This is a genomic window from Noviherbaspirillum aridicola, assembly GCF_019656455.1.
GTDB classification, from domain to species: Bacteria; Pseudomonadota; Gammaproteobacteria; order Burkholderiales; family Burkholderiaceae_D; genus Noviherbaspirillum; species Noviherbaspirillum aridicola.
In genome coordinates this window covers 106,418-126,670 of record NZ_BPMK01000010.1, presented here as the reverse complement: position 1 = coordinate 126,670, position 20,253 = coordinate 106,418, and the positions used below count along the sequence as shown (strand labels likewise).

The 20,253-nt window shown below is 63.2% G+C and carries 21 protein-coding genes; 3 read left to right on the top strand and 18 right to left on the bottom strand.

What is annotated here, in order from left to right:
- Positions 1 to 2 precede the first annotated feature (2 nt).
- Entirely contained in the window at positions 3 to 353 is a 351-nt protein-coding gene (locus NCCP691_RS12685; RefSeq protein WP_220808825.1) for a RidA family protein, read from the bottom strand.
- A 23-nt stretch (positions 354 to 376) separates the two neighbouring features.
- The gene (locus tag NCCP691_RS12680; RefSeq protein ID WP_220808823.1) at positions 377 to 1,243 is read right to left on the bottom strand and encodes an alpha/beta fold hydrolase; all 867 of its coding nucleotides are present in this window, start codon (positions 1,241 to 1,243) and stop codon (positions 377 to 379) included.
- Positions 1,244 to 1,378: 135 nt separating this feature from the next.
- Between NCCP691_RS12680 and NCCP691_RS12675 the strand changes: the two genes are divergently transcribed.
- On the top strand, positions 1,379 to 2,161 hold the full coding sequence (locus tag NCCP691_RS12675) for a 3-hydroxybutyrate dehydrogenase (RefSeq protein ID WP_220808821.1): 783 nt from the start codon (positions 1,379 to 1,381) through the stop codon (positions 2,159 to 2,161).
- 97 nt (positions 2,162 to 2,258) lie between these two features.
- Here NCCP691_RS12675 and NCCP691_RS12670 read toward each other — a convergent pair whose 3' ends face one another.
- Together NCCP691_RS12670 and NCCP691_RS12665 are read right to left on the bottom strand one after the other, a co-directional pair.
- Positions 2,259 to 2,915 (bottom strand): 3-oxoacid CoA-transferase subunit B, encoded by a 657-nt coding sequence (locus NCCP691_RS12670; RefSeq protein WP_220808819.1) that lies wholly within the window; start codon positions 2,913 to 2,915, stop codon positions 2,259 to 2,261.
- A 12-nt stretch (positions 2,916 to 2,927) separates the two neighbouring features.
- Entirely contained in the window at positions 2,928 to 3,626 is a 699-nt protein-coding gene (locus NCCP691_RS12665; RefSeq protein ID WP_220808817.1) for a CoA transferase subunit A, read from the bottom strand.
- A 172-nt stretch (positions 3,627 to 3,798) separates the two neighbouring features.
- Between NCCP691_RS12665 and NCCP691_RS12660 the strand changes: the two genes are divergently transcribed.
- Positions 3,799 to 4,356: a LuxR C-terminal-related transcriptional regulator gene (locus NCCP691_RS12660; RefSeq protein ID WP_220808815.1), complete on the top strand. Its 558-nt coding sequence runs from the start codon at positions 3,799 to 3,801 to the stop codon at positions 4,354 to 4,356.
- 13 nt (positions 4,357 to 4,369) lie between these two features.
- Here NCCP691_RS12660 and NCCP691_RS12655 read toward each other — a convergent pair whose 3' ends face one another.
- Together NCCP691_RS12655 and NCCP691_RS12650 are read right to left on the bottom strand one after the other, a co-directional pair.
- Positions 4,370 to 4,786 (bottom strand): acyl-CoA thioesterase, encoded by a 417-nt coding sequence (locus NCCP691_RS12655; RefSeq protein ID WP_220808813.1) that lies wholly within the window; start codon positions 4,784 to 4,786, stop codon positions 4,370 to 4,372.
- The gene (locus tag NCCP691_RS12650) at positions 4,786 to 5,562 is read right to left on the bottom strand and encodes an SDR family oxidoreductase (protein ID WP_220808812.1); all 777 of its coding nucleotides are present in this window, start codon (positions 5,560 to 5,562) and stop codon (positions 4,786 to 4,788) included. The genes NCCP691_RS12655 and NCCP691_RS12650 overlap by 1 nt, the downstream gene beginning before the upstream one ends.
- A gap of 169 nt (positions 5,563 to 5,731) precedes the next feature.
- On the opposite strand from NCCP691_RS12650, the gene NCCP691_RS12645 reads away from it, so the two are divergent.
- Complete coding sequence (locus NCCP691_RS12645) at positions 5,732 to 7,408, top strand: electron transfer flavoprotein-ubiquinone oxidoreductase (RefSeq protein WP_220808811.1); 1,677 nt, start codon at positions 5,732 to 5,734, stop codon at positions 7,406 to 7,408.
- Between the two features lie 69 nt (positions 7,409 to 7,477).
- Here the strand turns inward: NCCP691_RS12645 and NCCP691_RS12640 are convergent, their stop codons facing one another.
- The 12 genes from NCCP691_RS12640 to nuoE all read right to left on the bottom strand — a co-directional run bounded on the left by NCCP691_RS12640 (position 7,478) and on the right by nuoE (position 20,240).
- Positions 7,478 to 8,032: an NUDIX domain-containing protein gene (locus NCCP691_RS12640; protein ID WP_220808808.1), complete on the bottom strand. Its 555-nt coding sequence runs from the start codon at positions 8,030 to 8,032 to the stop codon at positions 7,478 to 7,480.
- A gap of 64 nt (positions 8,033 to 8,096) precedes the next feature.
- A complete protein-coding gene (locus NCCP691_RS12635) occupies positions 8,097 to 8,402 on the bottom strand; it encodes a DUF2818 family protein (RefSeq protein ID WP_220808806.1) in 306 nt (101 codons plus the stop codon).
- A gap of 9 nt (positions 8,403 to 8,411) precedes the next feature.
- Complete coding sequence (gene nuoN, locus NCCP691_RS12630; protein WP_220808804.1) at positions 8,412 to 9,893, bottom strand: NADH-quinone oxidoreductase subunit NuoN; 1,482 nt, start codon at positions 9,891 to 9,893, stop codon at positions 8,412 to 8,414.
- A gap of 33 nt (positions 9,894 to 9,926) precedes the next feature.
- Positions 9,927 to 11,417, bottom strand: a complete 1,491-nt coding sequence (locus NCCP691_RS12625; protein ID WP_220808802.1) for an NADH-quinone oxidoreductase subunit M — start codon at positions 11,415 to 11,417, stop codon at positions 9,927 to 9,929.
- A gap of 28 nt (positions 11,418 to 11,445) precedes the next feature.
- Positions 11,446 to 13,509, bottom strand: coding sequence for an NADH-quinone oxidoreductase subunit L (gene nuoL, locus NCCP691_RS12620; RefSeq protein ID WP_220808800.1), 2,064 nt, complete (start codon positions 13,507 to 13,509; stop codon positions 11,446 to 11,448).
- 28 nt (positions 13,510 to 13,537) lie between these two features.
- Positions 13,538 to 13,846: an NADH-quinone oxidoreductase subunit NuoK gene (gene nuoK / locus NCCP691_RS12615; protein WP_220808798.1), complete on the bottom strand. Its 309-nt coding sequence runs from the start codon at positions 13,844 to 13,846 to the stop codon at positions 13,538 to 13,540.
- Positions 13,847 to 13,858: 12 nt separating this feature from the next.
- The gene (locus NCCP691_RS12610) at positions 13,859 to 14,503 is read right to left on the bottom strand and encodes an NADH-quinone oxidoreductase subunit J (RefSeq protein ID WP_220808796.1); all 645 of its coding nucleotides are present in this window, start codon (positions 14,501 to 14,503) and stop codon (positions 13,859 to 13,861) included.
- Between the two features lie 36 nt (positions 14,504 to 14,539).
- Positions 14,540 to 15,028, bottom strand: coding sequence for an NADH-quinone oxidoreductase subunit NuoI (gene nuoI, locus NCCP691_RS12605; RefSeq protein WP_220808795.1), 489 nt, complete (start codon positions 15,026 to 15,028; stop codon positions 14,540 to 14,542).
- Positions 15,029 to 15,031: 3 nt separating this feature from the next.
- Positions 15,032 to 16,096, bottom strand: a complete 1,065-nt coding sequence (nuoH, locus tag NCCP691_RS12600) for an NADH-quinone oxidoreductase subunit NuoH (protein WP_220808793.1) — start codon at positions 16,094 to 16,096, stop codon at positions 15,032 to 15,034.
- A complete protein-coding gene (nuoG, locus tag NCCP691_RS12595; RefSeq protein ID WP_220808791.1) occupies positions 16,096 to 18,429 on the bottom strand; it encodes an NADH-quinone oxidoreductase subunit NuoG in 2,334 nt (777 codons plus the stop codon). The genes nuoH and nuoG overlap by 1 nt, the downstream gene beginning before the upstream one ends.
- 39 nt (positions 18,430 to 18,468) lie before the next feature.
- Complete coding sequence (nuoF, locus tag NCCP691_RS12590) at positions 18,469 to 19,764, bottom strand: NADH-quinone oxidoreductase subunit NuoF (protein WP_220808789.1); 1,296 nt, start codon at positions 19,762 to 19,764, stop codon at positions 18,469 to 18,471.
- A complete protein-coding gene (gene nuoE, locus NCCP691_RS12585) occupies positions 19,761 to 20,240 on the bottom strand; it encodes an NADH-quinone oxidoreductase subunit NuoE (protein ID WP_220808787.1) in 480 nt (159 codons plus the stop codon). Before nuoE ends, nuoF begins: the two co-directional genes overlap by 4 nt.
- Positions 20,241 to 20,253: the final 13 nt, after the last annotated feature.

Here is a 20,253-nt window from a genome sequence, read left to right as displayed (position 1 = left end):
GGTTACTTCAGCGCGGCGGTCACCACCATCTCGACCAGCCACTCGGGCTTGACCAGGCTGGCCTGCACGGTCGCCCGCGGAGGTGAATTGCCTTCCGCGACCCATTCATTCCAGACGGCGTTCATGCCTTCGAAATCCTTGAGGTCGGCAATGAATATCTGGCACATCAGGATGCGCGACTTGTCGCTGCCCGCCTCGGCAAGCAGCCGGTCGATGTGTCTGAGGACTTCCCTGGTCTGCCCCTCGATGTTCTGGGTAAGGTCTTCCGCAATCTGTCCGGCGAGATAGACGACGCCATTGTGGATCGCTGCTTCCGAGAGGGTCCTGCCGACGTGCAAACGCTTGATATCCATCGTGAACTTAATGAGTAAAAGTCTTATTCCAACAAAAATTCCCGGACCGCCGCCACCTGGTCGTCCTGCAGCAGCGTGGGCGCATGGCCGACGCCGGGAAACTCGACCAGCCGCGCCCGCGGTCCGCGCTGCGTCATGGCCTGGGCGGTCTGCGGCAAGAGCAGGTCGGATTCGGCCCCGCGCAGCAGCAGGGTCGGACAGGCAATGGCGTCATAGGCGCGCCAGGACGCTTCTTCCGCCTGCCGGACGGTCTCCGGCGTGAGCGCGCGGAAGGCGCCCGCGATGCGCAGGTCGTAATGCTTCATCCACTTGCCCTGCCCGTCGCGGCGCAGCACATCCGCCGCGAGCTTGCGCCATTGTTGCTCCGAGTGAGGACCGAAAGGCGCGGAAATCTCGCGGATATGCCGCGCCCCGTCCTCGAAGGAATCGAAACGCAGGTCCTGCCCCACATACGATCCGATGCGTTCCAGGGATTGCATGCTGATCGCCGGCCCCACATCGTTGAGCACCAGCCTGCCCACGGGCGTATCCGGCAGCGATGCAAGCGCCATGCCGATCAATCCCCCCATCGAGGTGCCGACCCAGTGTACGGTGTCCGCGTCGGCGCGCGCGAGCAGCGTGACCATGTCGCTCACGTACTGCGGCACCTGGTAATGCTGGGGTGCGGGCAACGGGTCCGACCGGCCACGCCCCGCGACGTCCGGGCAGATCACGCGATAAACCGGAGCAAGCTCGGCGGCAAGGCGATCGAAGTCGTCGCTGACGCGGGTCAGGCCATGCACGCACACAAGCACCCGGCGGTTGTGCGGGTCGCCCCACTCCTTGTACGCCATCCGGTGCAGGCCAGCGGGGGACAGGCACTGGACGGATTTGATGCGAGCTTGCGTCATTTCGGTGAATCGCGTTTATCGTTGGTTTTTCCGCTTGCTATTCTCACATTTTAGGGGCGGTTCCGCTTAAAATCCCAAGCAAATAAATTCAACACAAACCCCATTCATTTCGGAGAGGACACCATGCAAGGCAGCATGCTTCAAGGGAAGACCGCGCTCGTCACCGGCTCGACGTCGGGTATCGGCCTCGGCATTGCGAGGGCGCTCGCCGCCCAGGGCGCCAATGTCGTTTTCAACGGCTTCGGCGACAGCACGGAGATCGAAGCAGTGCAGAACAGGGTCCGGTCCGAATTCGGCGTGCAGGCCGCCTATCATAACGCGGACATGTCCAAGCCCGCCGAGATCGAGGCGATGATGGCATACGCGGCGGAGCGTTTCGGCGCTGTCGATATCCTGGTGAACAACGCCGGCATTCAGCACGTGGCCAGCGTGGAGGACTTCCCCGTCGAGAGATGGGACGCCATCATCGCGATCAACCTGAGTTCCGCCTTTCACACCACCCGGCTCGCCCTGCCGGCGATGAAGGCGAGGAACTGGGGACGCATCATCAACGTCGCCTCCGTGCACGGACTGGTCGGCTCCGCGCAAAAGTCGGCGTATGTGGCAGCCAAGCACGGCGTCGTCGGCTTCACCAAGGTTACCGCGCTCGAGAACGCCGGCACCGGCATCACCTGCAATGCGATCTGCCCCGGATGGGTGTTGACGCCGCTGGTGCAGAAGCAGGTCGATGCGCGCGCCAGCGAAAGGGGTCTGTCGAACGAAGAGGCCAAGCGTAGCCTGCTGTCGGAAAAGCAGCCCTCGGGCGAGTTCGTGACGCCGGAACAGCTGGGTGAACTCGCGGTATTCTTCTGCAGCCCCGCGGCCAGCCAGGTGCGCGGAGTAGCCTGGAACATGGACGGCGGCTGGGCCGCCCAGTAAACACGGGGCGGCAACGGCTGCCCTTTTCGATCCCTTGCGCACAATGAAAAACGGCGCCCTTCGACGAAGGGCGCCGTTTGTTTTGGAGGGATGCTGATCAGGCCGCGACGCTGCTCGTATCCAGCTCCGCGCCGGTCTTCTCGCGGATTTCATCGAGCGTGACGCCGGGCGCGAGTTCGACCAGCTTCAGACCGGACGGAGTGACATCGATCACGCCGAGATCGGTGATGATGCGGTTGACCACGCCGACACCGGTCAGCGGCAGGTCGCATTGCTTGAGGATCTTGTGCGAGGTGGAACCATCCTTGGCCTTGGCCACGTGCTCCATCAGCACCACCACCCGGCCGACGCCCGCCACCAGGTCCATCGCGCCGCCCATGCCCTTGACCATCTTCCCCGGGATCATCCAGTTGGCGAGGTCGCCCTTTTCGCTGACCTGCATCGCGCCGAGAATGGCGATGTTGATCTTGCCGCCGCGGATCATCGCGAACGAATCGGCGGAGCTGAAGAAGGACGAACCGCGCAGCGCGGTGACCGTCTGCTTGCCGGCGTTGATGAGGTCGGCGTCGACTTCCTCCTCGGTCGGGAACGGGCCGATCCCGAGCAGGCCGTTTTCGGACTGCAGCCACACTTCGATATCCTGCGGCACGTAGTTGGCCACCAGCGTGGGCAGGCCGATGCCGAGGTTCACGTAAAAACCGTCCTGCAGTTCCCTGGCCGCGCGCGCAGCCATTTCATCACGAGTCCATGCCATGTTCGTTCTCCCTTACTTTGCACGCACGGTGCGTTGTTCGATGCGCTTCTCCGGTGCCGCATTGACGACGATGCGATGCACGAAGATGCCCGGGAGGTGAACCTGGTCGGGATCGAGTTCACCGGTCTCGACCAGCTTCTCGACTTCGACCACGGTGATCTTGCCTGCCATGGCGACATTGGGATTGAAGTTGCGCGCGGTCTTGCGGAAGACGAGGTTGCCGACGCGGTCGGCCATGTAGGCCTTGACGAGGGAGACATCGGCGACCAGGGAGCGCTCCATCACATAACGTTCGCCGTCGAACTCGCGCACTTCCTTGCCTTCCGCGACCATGGTGCCGACGCCGGTCTTGGTGAAGAAGGCGGGAATGCCCGCGCCGCCCGCGCGCAGCTTCTCGGCGAGCGTGCCCTGGGGCGTGAATTCCAGCTCGAGTTCGCCCGACAGGTACTGGCGCTCGAATTCCTTGTTCTCGCCCACGTAGGACGAGATCATCTTCCTGATCTGGCGGGTGGTCAGCAACTGGCCGAGTCCGAAGCCGTCGACACCGGCATTGTTCGAGATCGCGGTCAGGTTCTTGACGCCGGAGTCGCGCAGCGCCGCGATCAGCGCCTCGGGAATGCCGCACAGGCCGAACCCGCCGACGGCGATGGTCTGCCCGTCCCTGACGATGCCGGCCAGGGCGCTGGCGGCGTCCGGATAAACTTTGTTCATACCGTTCCTCTTCTTGAGTTGAATAGTCTCCGGCTGGCCGCATGGGTGAAAACGGCGCCAGGACGCTCTTGTAATGTGCCCGCCAGCATAAGATGGTGGACGTTACGGCTGCAATACCGTAAAAATACGAACTTTCGGGACAATCCTTCCGGACAACTGGCGCCGCCAAAACATGAGCGCACTGACAATAGACTACGAGACCATCTTCCGGAACGCACCAGTCGGCATGTGCGTTTCCCAGCACCGCGTCATCCATGCCTGCAACGATGCGCTGGCGACGATGTTCGGCTACCGAGCGGAAGAACTCGTCGGGCAGTCGCTCAGCGTGCTGTATCCGAGCTTTGACGAATTCGAGCGCACCGGCGCGCGCATCGTCCCGATCATGAGCGCGAAGGGGCGCTACTCCGACGAGCGCATCATGAAGCGCGCCAACCAGGATTTATTCTGGTGCCATGTGAGCGGACGCTCCTTGATCCATGACGACCCGCATGCGGCGGGCATCTGGACTTTCGAGGACCTCAGCGCCAAGCGGCCGGTCACCGCCCAGCTCACGCCGCGCGAGCGGGAAATCGCCGCCCTGCTGGTGGAGGGCAAGACCAGCAAGCTGATCGCGCGCCAGGTCGGTCTGAGCCCTCGCACCGTCGAGATGCACAGGGCCAAGCTGATGCGCAAGTTTTCCGCGGCGACGTCGAGCGAACTGGTGCACCGCCTGGTCGGCGTCGCCGGCTGAGCGGCACCTCCGGTCAGCCGGGCGCGGCCGCCAGCAGCGCCCTGACGCGCTCGGGCAGCGGCGCCGACTTCTCCTTCGGAAAATCGACCCAGACCACTTTGGCTCCGCCCTCTGCCGCGAGCACGTCGGGCGTATCCACGCGACGGATCTCATGCCAGGTCTCGAAGCTGCTGCGGCCCGGCGCGCCGACGTAGGTCAGCACCTCGATCTCGCCCGGGTATTTCAGCTGCCGGATGAAGCTGCACCGGGCATTGACGATGACCGGTCCCTCGCCCGCCGGGTCCGGCTCGATTCCGGCGGAGGTGAACCACTCGATCCGCGCCTGTTCCAGGTAGCGGAAGTAGACCGTGTTGTTGACATGGCCCATGGCATCCATGTCGCCCCAGCGGATCTGCATCCGCGTCGCATGCACCAGCTTGCGCTCTTCCATCAGTAGGCCGCCATGCCGTCGTCTGCGGTGATGATGGCGCCGTTCATGAACCGCGACTCGTCGGCAGCCAGAAGCAGCAGCAGGCCGTCGAGATCTTCCGGCTCGCCGAGGCGTTTGCGCGGCAGCATGTTGATCAGTTGCTGACCCTGCTCGCTGTCGAAATGGGACTCGTTGATCTCGGTCTTGATATAGCCGGGGCAGATGGCATTGACGTTGATGCCGTAGCGGCCCCACTCCACCGCCATCGACTTGGTCATGTGGACGACCGCCGCCTTGCTCACGCAATAGATACCGATCTGCGGCAGCACGCGCAGGCCGGCGACCGAGGCGATATTGATGATCCGGTGCTGCTTGCCGGGATCGCCCTTGGCGCGGGCGATCATGCGCTTGGCGGTTTCCTGGGCGACGAAGAACGCGCCGCGCTGATTGGTATCCATCACGAACGCATAGTCCTCGGGGGTGACGTCGATCAGCCTCTGGGTCGTGGACACGCCGGAGTTGTTGACGAGGATATCGATCGGACCGGCTTCGGTCTCGGCATGGGCAATCGCGGACTTGATGCTGGCGTAGTCGGTGACGTCGAGCGCGACGACATGCGCGGCGCCGCCGCCGGCCTCGATTTCGGCGCGCAGTTCCTTGAGCCGCTCGACGCGGCGGGAAGCCAGCACGACCTGCGCGCCTGCCTTGGCGAGCACCTTCGCGAAACGATTGCCGAGACCGCTCGATGCCCCGGTAACCAGGGCGATCTTGCCCTCGAGATTGAATTCGATGCCCACGACTCCTCCTTGTGTTTGGTATGGAAATAAAAGATGGTGCCCCTCGTACGGGAAGCTATGATGCCACTATTCGGCGGCCTGTTAGAGGGCTTGTTCTACTAGCATTCTCCCCGAAAATCCACGACAATTAGCACGTTCGTTCGAAAATTATTCTAACCTTGGTGAGACCATGACGCAGACCCAGAATCTGGTAGAGCAATACGGCCCGCGTGAAGCGATGGAATACGATGTGGTGATCGTCGGCGGCGGCCCGGCCGGGTTGTCGGCGGCGATCCGCCTCAAGCAGCTGGCGTCCGAGCAGGGCCGCGAGGTGTCGGTGTGCGTGCTGGAAAAAGGCAGCGAGGTCGGCGCCCATATCCTGTCGGGCGCGGTGATGGATCCGATCGCGATCAACGAGCTGTTTCCGAACTGGAAGGAGCTCGGCGCGCCGCTCAATACCGAGGTCACCGAAGACCGCTTCCTGTTCCTGTCCGAGACCAGGGCGATCAGGACCCCGGGCTGGGCGCTGCCGGGCTGCTTCCAGAACCACGGCAACTATGTGATCTCGCTGGGCAACGTGGTGCGCTGGCTGGGCCAGCAGGCGGAAAACCTGGGCGTGGAAATCTTCCCGGGCTTTCCGGCCGCCGAGGTGCTGTACAACGACGACGGCTCGGTCAAGGGCGTGGCCACCGGCAACATGGGCGTGGACCGCCACGGCAATCCGACCGACGCCTTCCAGCTCGGCATGGAGCTGCATGCGAAGTACACGCTGTTCGCCGAAGGCGCGCGCGGCCATCTCGGCCGCGGCCTGATGGAGAAGTTCGACCTCAACAAGGGCCGCGATCCGCAGACCTACGCGATCGGCATCAAGGAGCTGTGGGAGATCGATCCGAAGATGCACCAGCCCGGCCTGGTGATCCACACCGCCGGCTGGCCGCTGGACGCCGACACCTATGGCGGCTCCTTCCTCTATCACCTGGAAAACAACCAGGTCGCGGTGGGCTACGTGGTGGGGCTGGCCTACCAGAACCCCTACCTGTCGCCGTACGAGGAATTCCAGCGCTACAAGACGCATCCGGAGATCCGCAAGTTCTTCGAGGGCGGCAAGCGCATTTCCTACGGCGCGCGGGCGATCGTCGCCGGCGGCCTGCAGTCGCTGCCCAAGCTGGTGTTCCCGGGCGGCGCCCTGCTCGGCTGCGACGCGGGCTTCCTCAATGCCTCGCGCATCAAGGGCAGCCATGCGGCGATGAAGACCGGCATGCTGGCCGCGGAAGCGGCGTTCGCGGCACTGGGCGAGAACCGCCAGCATGACGAGCTGAGCGCCTATCCGCAGGGCTTCGAGAAATCCTGGCTGTACGAAGAGCTGTACAAGGCACGCAACTTCAAGCCCTTCATGTCGCGCGGCCTCTACAGCGGCACGCTGATGGTCGGCATCGACCAGGTGCTGTTCAAGGGGAAGGCGCCATGGACCGTCAAGCACAAGCATGCGGACCATGAATGCCTGCGCCCGGCGTCCGAATTCAAGCCCATCGTCTATCCCAAGCCGGACGGCAAGCTGACGTTCGACCGCCTGTCGTCGGTGTTCATCTCCAACACCAACCATGCGGAAGAGCAGCCGGTGCACCTGACGCTGAAGGACCCGACGGTGCCGGTCAACATCAACCTGCACAAGTATGCGGGACCGGAGCAGCGCTACTGCCCTGCCGGCGTGTACGAGTACGTGAGCAACGATGCCGGCGAGGAGCGCCTGCAGATCAACGCGCAGAACTGCGTGCACTGCAAGACCTGCGACATCAAGGACCCGACCCAGAACATCGTCTGGGTCACGCCGGAAGGCGGCGGCGGTCCCAACTATCCGAACATGTGATCCCGGTCGCCCGGACAAAAAGAGCCGCATATGCGGCTCTTTTTTTGCTGTTTTAGCTGCGAGCCGCAGTCAGAGCTTCCATTCGCCCGCCAGCATTTTCTCCAGCCAGAAGGTGCCGATCACGGTCTTGACGTCGGTGATCTTCCCTTCCCTCACCCACTGCAGCATTTCCGGCACGGTGGCGGTGAAAATGTCGAGGAATTCTCCCTCGTCGAGCTTGCGCTCGCCGGCGGTAAGGCCGCGCGCCACATACAGGTCGAGATGCTCGTCCGAATAAGCGATCGCATTGTGGATGGTGCAGGCGAATTGCCACTCGCGCGCGGTATAGCCGGTCTCTTCCTGCAGTTCGCGCTTGGCGCATTGGAGCGGGTCTTCACCGGGATCGATTTTCCCGGCCGGGAATTCGATGAACACGGCATGCAGCGGATAGCGGAACTGCCGTTCGAGCAGCACGCGGCCGTCGTCGAAGAGCGGAAGAATCGCCACCGCGCCGGGGTGCTTGATGTATTCGCGCTGGGTCAGACTGCCGTCCGGCAGCCGCACGCCGTCGCGCTGGACCTTCAGGAAGTTGCCGTCAAAGGCGACTTCGCTGTCGAGCTGGGTTTCTTTCAAATGCAAATCCACGTCGAATCTCCGCAAGGCAACCGGCGTATTGTAAGCCGCGAAGCCCCTGCCGGCTTACAGCAGATCAAGCGTGCCTTTTACGCAGGTAGCGGTAGACGAAACCGGGATAGGCGGCCACCAGGAACAGGCAAACGGTGATGGCGTAGAACTCCCAGCGCTGGGGGAAGGCATTGCCGATCCGCGCCTCGAGCAGCCAGGCGATGGCGAGCACCGCGAAGTACAGCACGCTCAGCTCGAGCACGCGCAGCCACAGGCTCTTGGCCGGGCCGCGCAGGGGAATCATGAGGAACAGCCGTTCGTTCAGGAAGGGAATGTTGGCGGCAATGACCGCCAACATGATGACGAACCAGCTCGACAGCGAAACGTCCACGCGCGCCGATCAGGCCGCGAGGGTACGCACGATGGCGTCCGCGCACAGGGCCATCAGCGGGCCCGGCAGGATGCCGAGGGCCAGCACCGCCACGCCGTTGAGGCCGAGGGTGACGCGCATGTCGGTGGTCGCGGCGATACGGGTCTCGTCGGTCGGTTCGTCGAAGTACATGACCTTCACCACACGCAGGTAGTAGAAGGCGCCGATCAGCGACAGCAGCACCGCGACTACCGCCAGCCACACCTGGCCGGTGCTGAGAACCGCCTGCAGGACGGCGAGCTTGGCGTAGAAGCCGACCGTCGGCGGAATGCCGGTGAGCGAGAACATCAGGACCAGCATCACGAAGGCGAACCACGGGCTGCGCTGGTTCAGGCCCTTGAGGTCGTCGATGTTTTCCGCCTCGAAGCCGGCACGGGCAAGGAGCATGATGATGCCGAAGGTGCCGAGCGTGGTGAGGACATAGGCGACCACGTAGAACATTGCGGAGCTGTAGCCGTTGGCGGCCATCGCGGTATTGCCATTGACGACGCCGGTCAGCATGCCGAGCAGCATGAAGCCGAGCTGGCCGATGGTCGAATACGCCAGCATGCGCTTGAGGTTGGTCTGGACGATGGCCGTGATGTTACCGACCGCCATCGAGAGCACTGCGAGCAGCAGGAGCATCTGCTGCCAGTCGACGGCCAGCGAGAACAGGCCCTCCACCAGCAGGCGGATGGTGATGCCGAAGGCGGCAAGCTTGGGCATGGCCGCGATCAGCAGCGTGACCGCGGTCGGCGCGCCGGTGTAGACGTCGGGCACCCACATGTGGAAAGGCGCGACGCTCAGCTTGAATGCCAGGCCAGCCACCAGGAATACCAGGCCGAACACCAGTACCGTGCGGTTGCCGCTGCCCTTGGCGACTTCGGTCGCGACTTCATTGAGGTTGAGCGAGCCGGTGGCGCCGTAGAGCATCGAGATGCCGTAGAGGAGGAAGCCGGAAGCCATCGCGCCGAGCACGAAATACTTCATCGCGGCTTCGGTGGACACCGGATTGCCCCGACGCAGAGCGACGAGCGCATACAGCGCCAGCGTCATCAACTCCAGGCCGAGATAGATGATCAGGAAGTTGTTGCCCGAGACCATGACCATCGCGCCCAGGAGCGAGAACAGTGCCATGACGTAGAACTCGCCACCGATGGTGTTGCCGAGCATGCCGCGATCGGTCGCATACTGCCGGGAGTAGATCAGCGTCACCGCGACCGACACGTAGCAGAAGATCTTGAGCAGGTTCGACATCGGATCCGACACGAACATGTTGTTGAACGTGTAGGTATTGGGCTCGCCGAACTGCGACGCGGTCAGCAGGCCGCACACCAGCAGCGCACCGAGCGTGAGCAGGAACGTGACATGCCGTTTCGCGTCCGACAGGAACATGTCGATCAGCAGGATCGCCGAGGTGGCGATCACGAGGAATATCTCCGGATAAACCGGCGCGAAGTTCATGTTGTCCATGTTGTTTTCTTCAGTATGTCGTTCTGTGCCGGGTTACGGCAGTTTCGATACGGCGACATGCTTGAGCAGGTCGCTGACCGAAACCTGAATCAGGTCGGTTACCGGGGCGGGATACAGGCCCATGGCGAGCACCGCGATGGCGAGCAGGCCGAGCATGAAGAACTCGCGTCCGTTCAGGTCCTCCAGTTCGGCCACGTGCTTGTTGCCGATCTCGCCGAACACCACGCGCTTGACCAGCCACAGCGAGTAGGCTGCGCCCAGGATCAGCGCGGTCGCGGCCAGCATGCCGATCCAGAAGTTGTACTGGACCGAGCCCAGGATGACCATGAATTCGCCGATGAAGCCGGAGGTCGCGGGCAGACCTGCATTGGCCAGCGAGAACAGCACGAAGAACGCGGCAAAGCGCGGCATGCGGTTGATCACGCCGCCGTAGTCGGCGATCTGGCGCGAATGCATGCGGTCGTACAGCACGCCGATGCAGAGGAACATGGCGCCCGACACGAAGCCGTGGGAGATCATCTGCACGATGCCGCCCTGCACCGCCATGTCGTTGAACAGGAAGAAGCCGAGCGTGACGAAGCCCATGTGCGCGATCGACGAGTAGGCGACCAGCTTCTTCATGTCGGCCTGCACCAGCGCGACCAGGCCGATGTAGATGACCGCGATCAGCGACAGGGTGATGATGAAGCCGGACAGTTCATGGCTGGCGTCAGGTGCGATCGGCAGCGAGAAACGCAGGAAGCCATAGGCGCCGAGCTTGAGCATGATCGCCGCCAGCACGACCGAACCGCCGGTGGGCGCTTCGACGTGGGCATCCGGCAGCCAGGTGTGAACCGGCCACATCGGGACCTTGACCGCGAACGCCATGAAGAATGCGAGGAAGATCAGGACCTGCGCATCCAGCGGCAGCGGCAGCTTGTGCCAGGCCAGGATCTCGAAGCTGCCGCCGGAGGCGAAGTACAGGTAGACCAGCGCGACCAGGGTCAGCAGCGAGCCGAGCAGCGTGTAGAGGAAGAACTTGATCGCCGCGTAGACGCGGTTTGGCCCGCCCCAGACGCCGATGATGATGAACATCGGGATCAGGGTGGCTTCGAAGAACACGTAGAACAGCAGGCCGTCGAGCGCGCAGAACACGCCGATCATCAGGCCGGACAGGATGAGGAAGGCACCCATGTACTGGGCTACCCGCTTCTCGATCACTTCCCAGCCGGCGATCACCACGATGACCGTGATGAACGCGGTCAGCAGCACGAACCAGACGGAAATGCCGTCGACGCCGAGGAAGTAGTTGACGTTGAAGCGCTCGATCCAGCCCGCCTTTTCGACGAACTGCATGCCGTGCGCCGCCTTGTCGAACTGCTGGAACAGCGGAATCGTGACCAGGAAGCTGACAATGGATCCGATCAGCGAGACCACGCGGGTCAGGCCCGGATTATTGTCGCGTCCTATCGCCAGGACGATGAGGCCGAACGCGATCGGGCACCAGATCGCGAGGCTAAGGAGAGGAAAAGTTGACTGCATCATGGTTGTTATTTGCTCCTACCTCGCCAGCTCATTTGCCAAACGACGGAAACGGCATGAAATAGAACAGGAAGAACAGCACGCCGATAATCATTACGAATGCGTAGTGGTAGAGATAACCCGTCTGCAGGTGACGGATCACCGCCGAGAACCAGCCCACCACCCGCGCGCTGCCGTTGACGACGAGACCGTCGATCAGCGTGCGGTCGCCGACCGTCGACAGGCCGCCGCCGAGCACGCGCGCGCCCTTGGCGAACACCGCGTCGTTGATCTTGTCCATGTAGTACTTGTTGTCCAGGAGTGCGTACACCGCGCGGAACTTGCTGTAGAACCAGGCCGGGACGCGCGGATTGACCATGTAGCAGTAGTAGGCCGCCACCACGCCGGCGAGCGCCAGCCAGAACGGCGCAGTCATGAAGCCGTGCAGGCCCATCGCTGCCGCGCCGTGGAAGGCTTCGTTCAGCGCCTTCATCGCGCCATGGTTCTCGCCCACGAAAATCACGTTTCTGAAGAAGTCGCCATGCAGCATCGGACCGATCGCCAGGTAGCCGATCACCACCGACGGAATCGCCAGCAGAATCAGCGGCAGCGTCACCACCAGCGGCGCCTCGTGCGGCTTCTCGCCGGGGGCAAGGCCGTGATGATGGTCGTCGTGGCCGCCGTCGTCATGGTCCTCATGCGCGTCGTGGTGGGCATGGTGCGCGTCGTGCGCCTTGCCGAAGCGCTCTTCCCCGTGGAACACCAGGAAATACATGCGGAAGGAGTAGAACGCCGTCACGAACACGCCGGCCAGCACCGCGAAGTTGGCGAAGCCGGCGCCCCAGATATGGGTGTCGTGCACCGCTTCGATGATGCTGTCCTTGGAATAGAAGCCCGAGAAGAACGGCGTGCCGATCAGCGCCAGCGAGCCGAGCAGCGAGGTGATCCAGGTGATCGGCATGTACTTGCGCAGGCCGCCCATGTTGCGGATGTCCTGGTCGTGGTGCATGCCGATGATGACCGCGCCGGCGCCGAGGAACAGCAGCGCCTTGAAGAAGGCGTGGGTCATCAGGTGGAACACCGCGACCGAGTATGCGGAGGCGCCGAGCGCGACAGTCATGTAGCCGAGCTGGGACAGCGTCGAATACGCGACCACGCGCTTGATGTCGTTCTGGATGATGCCGAGGAAACCCATGAACAGCGCGGTGATGGAACCGATCACGAGAATGAAGGACAGCGCGGTGTCGGACAGCTCGAACAGCGGCGACATGCGGGCGACCATGAAGATGCCCGCGGTAACCATCGTGGCGGCGTGGATCAGCGCGGAAATCGGCGTCGGACCTTCCATCGAATCCGGCAGCCAGACGTGCAGCGGGAACTGCGCCGACTTGCCCATGGCGCCGATGAACAGGCAGATGCAGGCAACGGTCAGCATCATCCAGTCAGTGCCGGGGAACACCACGGCGGCCAGGTCGCCGCGCTTGGCGAAGACTTCGCCGTAGTTCAGCGAACCGGCGTAGGCCAGCAGCAGACCGATGCCGAGAATGAAGCCGAAGTCGCCCACGCGGTTGACCAGGAAGGCCTTCATGTTGGCGTAGATCGCCGACGGACGCTTGTACCAGAAGCCGATCAGCAGGTACGACACGAGACCCACCGCTTCCCAGCCGAAGAACAGCTGCAGGAAGTTGTTGCTCATGACGAGCATCAGCATCGAGAAAGTGAACAGCGAGATGTAGGAGAAGAAGCGGTTGTAGCCTTCGTCATCCCGCATGTAGCCGATGGTGTAGATGTGCACCATCAGCGACACGAAGGTCACCACGCACATCATCATCGCGGTCAGGCTGTCGACCAGGAAGCCGACTTCGAGCTTGAGGCCCATCACCGTCATCCAGGTGTAGACGGTACCCTCGTAGGTGGCGCCGTCCATTACCGCGAGCAGCGTCTGGAACGAGATGATGAAGGCGATCAGCACGCCGAGGATCGTCGCAGAATGCGACGCGCCCCGGCCGATCTTGTTGCCGAAGAACTTGGTGCCGAGCAGGCCGGCGATCGCCGAGCCCGCCAGAGGTGCCAGCGGCACAGCCAGAAGAATGTTAGGGTTGAGTTGCCCCGCCATGATTGGACCCTGTCCTTGTTATTGGTGATTAACCCTTGAGCGTGTCGAGATCCTGCACATTGATGGTGTCCAGGTTACGGAACATCACCACCAGGATGGCGAGACCGATTGCGGCTTCCGCTGCAGCGACAGTCAGGATGAAGAAAACGAAAATCTGGCCCGCGGCGTCGCCGAGGTAATGCGAGAAGGCGATGAAGTTCATGTTTACCGCCAGCAGCATCAGCTCGATGGCCATCAGCAGGACGATAATGTTTTTGCGGTTCAGGAAGATGCCAATGACGGCGATGGCGAACAGGATCGCGCCCAGTACCAGGAAGTGTGCAAGTGTGAGAGCCACGGCGGTATCCCCTTATTGTTTTTCGGCGCTTGCCGCCGCGGTTGCGGCAGTGCCGTTGGCGCGGTTGGATTCCGCTTTCATGCTGACCATGCGCACGCGGTCATTGCGGCGCACCTTGACTGCCTGTGCCGGATCGAAGTACTTCGTGTCCTTCCGGCGGCGCAGCGTGAGCGCGACGGCGGCGACGATGGCCAGCAGCAGGATCACGGCGGCGATTTCGAATGCGTAGATGTACTCGGTGTAGATCAGCAGGCCGAGTTCCTTGGTGCCGCCAATGTTGGCGGCTGCCGCCGGCGCCTGCGCGGACGGATCCCAGAAGCCGTGCAGCAGCACGGCTGCCATCTGCAGCGCGATCAGCACGCCGACCACCGCAGCGAGCGGGAAGTGGCTCCAGAACCCTTCGCGCAGCTTGCCGATGTCGATGTCGACCATCATCACCACGAACAGGAACAGCACCATCACCGCGCCGACGTAGACCAGCACGAGCACGATGGCGAGAAACTCCGCCCTCAGCAGCAGCCAGACCGCGGCCGCCGAAAAGAACGACAGCACCAGGAACAGCGCCGCATGTACCGGGTTGCGCGCGGTGACGACGCGCGTCGCCGCGAACACCAGAATCAGCGAAAACGCATAGAAAAGAACAGTTGTGATATCCATAGTCGACCAGAAGAGTCAGCGCACCGGCTTGCCGGATCAGCGATAAGCGGCATCCACCGCACGGTTGGCGGCGATGTCCTTCTCGTAGCGATCGCCGACTGCCAGCAACATCTCCTTGGTGAAGTAGAGGTCGCCGCGCTTTTCGCCGTGATACTCGAGAATGTTCGTTTCGACGATCGAGTCGACCGGGCAGGATTCTTCGCAGAAGCCGCAGAAGATGCACTTGGTCAGGTCGATGTCATAGCGGGTGGTACGGCGGGTGCCGTCGTCGCGCTCTGTCGATTCGATGGTGATCGCCATGGCCGGGCAAACCGCTTCGCACAGCTTGCACGCGATGCAGCGCTCTTCGCCGTTCGGATAGCGGCGCAGCGCATGCAGTCCGCGGAAGCGAGGTGACAGCGGGGTCTTCTCTTCCGGGAACTGCACGGTGATCTTCCGCGCGAACATGTAGCGGCCGGTAAGAGCCAGTCCCTTGACCAGCTCCTTCAGCATCAGGCTGCCGAAAAAGTCTTTGATGGCTTCCATGATTTACTTCCAAATATTCCAGGGTGTCTGAATCCAGGCAGCCACGATCACCAGGTAGGCCAGGGTCAGCGGAATGAATACTTTCCAGCCGAGGCGCATGATCTGGTCATAGCGGTAGCGCGGGAACGAGGCGCGCGCCCAGATGAACAGGGAAACGACGAAGAAGGTCTTGAGGCCGAGCCAGATCCATCCCGGGATGAACTCCAGGAAGCCGAACGGCGCCGACCAGCCGCCGAGGAACATCAGCGAGGCCAGCATCGAGATCAGGATCATGTTCGCGTATTCGGCGAGGAAGAACATCGCGAACGACATGCCGGAGTACTCGACCATGTGGCCGGCGACGATTTCCGATTCGCCTTCCACCACGTCGAACGGATGGCGGTTGGTTTCGGCGATGCCCGAGATCACGTAGATCACGAAGATCGGCAGCAGCGGCAGCCAGTTCCAGGACAGGACGTTCAGGCCCATGGAAGCGAAGCGGCCCTGGGTCTGCTGATTGACGATGTCGAGGAAGTTCAGGCTGCCCGACACCATCAGCACGATGACCAGGGCGAAGCCCATCGCGATCTCGTACGACACCATTTGCGCCGAGGCGCGCATCGCGCCGAGGAAGGCGTACTTCGAGTTGGACGCCCAGCCGGCGATGATCACGCCGTAGACTTCCATCGAGGTGATCGCCATCACGAACAGCAGGCCGGCATTGACGTTGGCCAGCACCGTCTCCGGGCCGAAGGGCACGACCGCCCAGGCAGCCAGCGCCGGCATGATGGTCATGATCGGTGCGATCACGAACAGCGCCTTGTTGGCCTTGGCCGGCACCACGATTTCCTTGAGCAGCAGCTTGACCGCGTCGGCGATCGGCTGCAGCAGGCCGGCGGGACCGACACGGTTCGGGCCGAGACGGATGTGCATCCAGCCGATCATCTTCCGCTCCCAGAGCGTCAGATAGGCCACGCAGCCCATCAGCGGCAGCACCACCGCGACGATCTTGACGAGGTTCCAGACGAGGGGCCAGACGCCGCCGAAGACGTCGGTGCCGGTCGAGTTGATGGTAGCAAGCAGGTCCATTAGGCTTTCTCCACGCTGATCGGGCCGAACATCGCGCCGAGCGATGCGGTCGACGGATGGGCGGCCGACACGCGCACCGTGCTGGCGGGCAGCCTGGCGTCGATGGCGGCTTCGAGCACGGCACTGCCCTGCCCCTGCACGACCTTGATCTTGTCGCCCGCGGCAACGCCGAGCTTTTCAGCCAGTGCCGGCGACAGCGCGGCCTTGGGCGCGCGGGCATCGGTGGTCAGCTGCAGCGACTCGGCGCGGCGCACGATGGCGTCGCTGAAATAGATCGGCACATCGGCGATCCGCTCGACACCGTCCGCAACAGTCTTGCCCGCCTGCGGGGCCAGCCTGGCCAGGTTGTTCAGGCGCGGCAGCAGGTCAGCCTCTTCCGACACCTTGGTGCCGAGCACTTCGGCGCGGATCTCTTCCGATGCTTCGTAGTTGAAGCCGGACAGGTCGAGCAGGTTGCCGAGCACGCGCAGCACCTTCCACGCCGGACGGGTTTCGCCGAGCGGCTTGACGGTGCCGTTGAAGCCCTGGGCGCGGCCTTCGCAGTTGACGAAGGTGCCGGCGGTTTCCGAGAATGGCGCGACCGGCAGCAGCACGTCGGCGTAGTCCAGGCCATGCTTGTACGAGCTCATCATTACCACCATCGATGCCTGCTGCAGCGCTGCGCGTGCAGCCTGCGGGTCGTGGCAGTCGAGTTCCGGCTCGGCATGCAGCACGACATATGCCTTGCGCGGCTGAGCGAAGAACTGCTGGACGTTGGCGCCATTGGACGGCAGCGCGTTGGCGATGTAGCCGCCGACGCTGTTGGCCGCTTCGGTCAGGTAGCCGAAGCTGGCACCGATCGTCTGCGCGATCCATTCGGCGGCGGCATGCAGCTGCGCGGCCTGCGGATGCTGGGCGGCGGCGTTGCCGAGGAAGATGCCGCGACGCTCGCCCGACAGCAGGCTGTCGGCGACGCGCTTTGCAGCCTCGCCCGCTTCAATGCCTTCGAAGCCGGCCGGCGCGGCCACGCCCTTCATCTGGGCGACGGCCACCACGACTTCGGACAGCGCGGACAGCCACTCGGACGGGGCCTTGATCAGGCGGTTGGCGACAGGCATCAGCTGGTCGTCGTCGGTCGCGTGCAGGATGCTGATCCTGCTGCCGCGCTTGGCGGCATGGCGCAGACGGGCGGCCAGCAGCGGGTGGTCCTTGCGCAGGAAGGAGCCGATCAGGAACGCGCGCTCGAGCTTGCCGAAGTCGTCGATCGACAGACCGAGCCAGGGCGCGACCTTGCCGGTCAGGCCGAAATCGGACTGGCGCAGACGGAAGTCGACATTCTCCGTACCGAGGCCGCGCATCAGCTTCTGCAGCAGGGTCAGCTCTTCCAGGGTCGAATACGGTGCGGCCAGGGCGGCCAGCGCGTCGGCGCCGTGGTTCTTGCGGATGTCGTTCAGGCCGTGGGCGACATACTCCAGCGCGGTCTGCCAGTCGGTCTCGATCCATTTGCCGTCCTGCTTGACCATCGGCACGGTCAGGCGATCGGCGCTGTTGAGGCCTTCATAGGAGAAGCGGTCGCGGTCGGAAAGCCAGCATTCGTTGACGTTTTCGTTCTCGAGGGGCAGCACGCGCATCACCTTGCCGCCCTTGACCTGCACCATCAGATTGGCGCCGAGGGCGTCGTGCGGGCTGACCGAACGGCGGCGCGACAGCTCCCAGGTGCGGGCGGTGTAGCGGAAAGGCTTGGAGGTCAGCGCACCGACCGGGCACAGGTCGATCATGTTGCCCGACAGCTCGGAGTCGACGCTGTTGCCGACGAAGGTGGTGATTTCCGAATGCTCGCCGCGGTTGAGCATGCCGAATTCCATCACGCCGGCGATCTCCTGGCCGAAGCGCACGCAGCGCGTGCAGTGGATGCAGCGGGCCATCTCGCGCATGGAGATCAGCGGGCCGGCGTCCTTGGGCGGCACCACGCGCTTGTCTTCGTCGTAGCGCGAGGCGGACGGGCCGTAGCCGACCGCCAGATCCTGCAGCTGGCACTCGCCGCCCTGGTCGCAGATCGGGCAATCCAGCGGGTGATTGATGAGCAGGAATTCCATCACGCTCTTCTGCGCCTTGATCGCCTTGTCGCTGGCGGTGCGCACGATCATGCCGTTGGTGACGGGAGTCGCGCAGGCCGGCAGCGGCTTGGGCGCCTTCTCGACCTCGACCAGGCACATGCGGCAGTTGGCCGCGATGGACAGCTTCTTGTGGTAGCAAAAATGCGGGATGTAGGTGCCGAGCTTGTTGGCAGCTTCCATCACCATGCTGCCTTCTTGCACCTCTACCTTCTTGCCGTCGATTTCTAATTCAACCATGGCTTCTGCCTGAGTATCCTGTAGGGTTCGCTGGCCGGCTCAAACGTATGCCGGGACCAGGCAATGCTTGTGTTCGATGTGGTATTCGAACTCTTCGCGGAAGTTCTTCACGAATGCGCGCACCGGCATCGCGGCGGCGTCGCCGAGCGCGCAGATGGTGCGGCCCTGAATGTTGTCCGCGATCGAGTTCAGCATGTCGAGGTCGTCCGCCCTGCCCTGGCCGTGCTCGATCCTGTGCACCATGCGGTACAGCCAGCCGGTGCCTTCGCGGCACGGCGTGCACTGACCGCAGGACTCTTCGTAATAGAAGTAGGACAGGCGCAGCAGCGACTTCACCATGCAACGGGTCTCGTCCATGACGATGACCGCGCCCGAGCCGAGCATGGAGCCCGCCTTGGCGATCGAGTCATAGTCCATGTCGGTGTTCATCATCACTTCGCCGGTCAGCACCGGCATCGACGAACCACCCGGGATGACGGCCTTGATCTTCTTCCCGTCGCGCATGCCGCCGGCGAGTTCAAGCAGCTTGGCGAACGGCGTGCCGAGCGGGACTTCGTAATTGCCCGGCTTGGTCACGTCGCCGGAGATCGAAAAGATCTTCGTGCCGCCGTTGTTCGGCTTGCCCAGCGCCGCGTAGGCTTCACCGCCCATGCGCATGATGAACGGCACCGCGGCAAAGGTCTCGGTGTTGTTGATCGTGGTCGGCTTGCCGTACAGGCCGAAGCTCGCCGGGAAAGGCGGCTTGAAGCGCGGCTGCCCCTTCTTGCCCTCGAGCGACTCCAGCAATGCAGTCTCTTCGCCGCAGATGTAGGCGCCATAGCCGTGGAAGGCGTGCAACTGGAAGTTGAAGTCGCTGCCCATGATGCCGTCGCCGAGGAAGCCGGCGGCGCGCGCCTCTTCCAGCGCCTGCTCGAAGCGCTCGTACTCGGCCCAGATCTCGCCGTGGATGTAGTTGTAGCCGGCCGAGATGCCCATCGCGTACGCGCCGATCGTCATGCCCTCGATCAGGGCATGCGGGTTGTAGCGGATGATGTCACGGTCCTTGAACGTGCCCGGCTCGCCCTCGTCGGTATTGCAGACCAGGTATTTCTGACCCGGGAACTGGCGCGGCATGAAGCTCCACTTCAGGCCGGTCGGGAAACCCGCGCCTCCGCGGCCGCGCAGCGACGATGCCTTGAGCTCGGCGATGACCTGCTCCGGTGGAATCTTTTCGGTCAGGATGCGGCGCAGCGCCTCGTAGCCACCACGCTTGACGTAGTCGGCCAGGTGCCAGTTGTTGCCGTCCAGTCCGGCCAGAATCAGCGGATTGATGTGACGGTTGTGCAGGCTGGTCATTTCTTCAATTCCTCCACCAGCGCATCGAGCTTCTCTTTCGACATGTGGCTGCACATGCGCTTGTTGTTCACCAGCAGAACCGGTGCATCGCCGCAGGCACCCATGCACTCGCCCTCGATCAGGGTGATCTTGCCGTCGGGCGTGGTGTCCTTGAAATCGATGCCGAGCTTCTGCTTCAGGTATTCCGCGGCGCGTTCGCCGCCGGAGAGCGCGCAAGGCAGGTTCGTGCAGACCGACACCTTGTGCTGCCCTACCGGCTTGGTGTTGTACATGTTGTAGAAGGTCGCGACTTCCTGCACCGCGATCGGCGCCATGCCGATGTAGTCGGCCACGTCCTTCATCACTTCCGGCGACAGCCAGCCCTTCTCGTCCTGGGCGATCGCAAGCGCCGCCATGACGGCGGACTGACGCTGGTCGGCCGGGAATTTCGCGAGTTCGCGATCGATCTTCTTGTACGCTTCTTGACTTAACAGCATATGCTCAGCCATT

What these genes read in the sequence shown, in the direction of transcription:
- NCCP691_RS12685 (WP_220808825.1), bottom strand. Translation starts at nt 353, where the DNA reads ATGGATATCAAGCGTTTGCACGTCGGCAGGACCCTCTCGGAAGCAGCG.
- NCCP691_RS12680 (WP_220808823.1), bottom strand. Translation starts at nt 1,243, where the DNA reads ATGACGCAAGCTCGCATCAAATCCGTCCAGTGCCTGTCCCCCGCTGGC.
- NCCP691_RS12675 (WP_220808821.1), top strand. Translation starts at nt 1,379, where the DNA reads ATGCTTCAAGGGAAGACCGCGCTCGTCACCGGCTCGACGTCGGGTATC.
- NCCP691_RS12670 (WP_220808819.1), bottom strand. Translation starts at nt 2,915, where the DNA reads ATGGCATGGACTCGTGATGAAATGGCTGCGCGCGCGGCCAGGGAACTG.
- NCCP691_RS12665 (WP_220808817.1), bottom strand. Translation starts at nt 3,626, where the DNA reads ATGAACAAAGTTTATCCGGACGCCGCCAGCGCCCTGGCCGGCATCGTC.
- NCCP691_RS12660 (WP_220808815.1), top strand. Translation starts at nt 3,799, where the DNA reads ATGAGCGCACTGACAATAGACTACGAGACCATCTTCCGGAACGCACCA.
- NCCP691_RS12655 (WP_220808813.1), bottom strand. Translation starts at nt 4,786, where the DNA reads ATGGAAGAGCGCAAGCTGGTGCATGCGACGCGGATGCAGATCCGCTGG.
- NCCP691_RS12645 (WP_220808811.1), top strand. Translation starts at nt 5,732, where the DNA reads ATGACGCAGACCCAGAATCTGGTAGAGCAATACGGCCCGCGTGAAGCG.
- nuoN (WP_220808804.1), bottom strand. Translation starts at nt 9,893, where the DNA reads ATGGACAACATGAACTTCGCGCCGGTTTATCCGGAGATATTCCTCGTG.
- NCCP691_RS12625 (WP_220808802.1), bottom strand. Translation starts at nt 11,417, where the DNA reads ATGATGCAGTCAACTTTTCCTCTCCTTAGCCTCGCGATCTGGTGCCCG.
- nuoL (WP_220808800.1), bottom strand. Translation starts at nt 13,509, where the DNA reads ATGGCGGGGCAACTCAACCCTAACATTCTTCTGGCTGTGCCGCTGGCA.
- NCCP691_RS12610 (WP_220808796.1), bottom strand. Translation starts at nt 14,503, where the DNA reads ATGGATATCACAACTGTTCTTTTCTATGCGTTTTCGCTGATTCTGGTG.
- nuoI (WP_220808795.1), bottom strand. Translation starts at nt 15,028, where the DNA reads ATGGAAGCCATCAAAGACTTTTTCGGCAGCCTGATGCTGAAGGAGCTG.
- nuoH (WP_220808793.1), bottom strand. Translation starts at nt 16,096, where the DNA reads ATGGACCTGCTTGCTACCATCAACTCGACCGGCACCGACGTCTTCGGC.
- nuoG (WP_220808791.1), bottom strand. Translation starts at nt 18,429, where the DNA reads ATGGTTGAATTAGAAATCGACGGCAAGAAGGTAGAGGTGCAAGAAGGC.
- nuoF (WP_220808789.1), bottom strand. Translation starts at nt 19,764, where the DNA reads ATGACCAGCCTGCACAACCGTCACATCAATCCGCTGATTCTGGCCGGA.
- nuoE (WP_220808787.1), bottom strand. Translation starts at nt 20,240, where the DNA reads ATGCTGTTAAGTCAAGAAGCGTACAAGAAGATCGATCGCGAACTCGCG.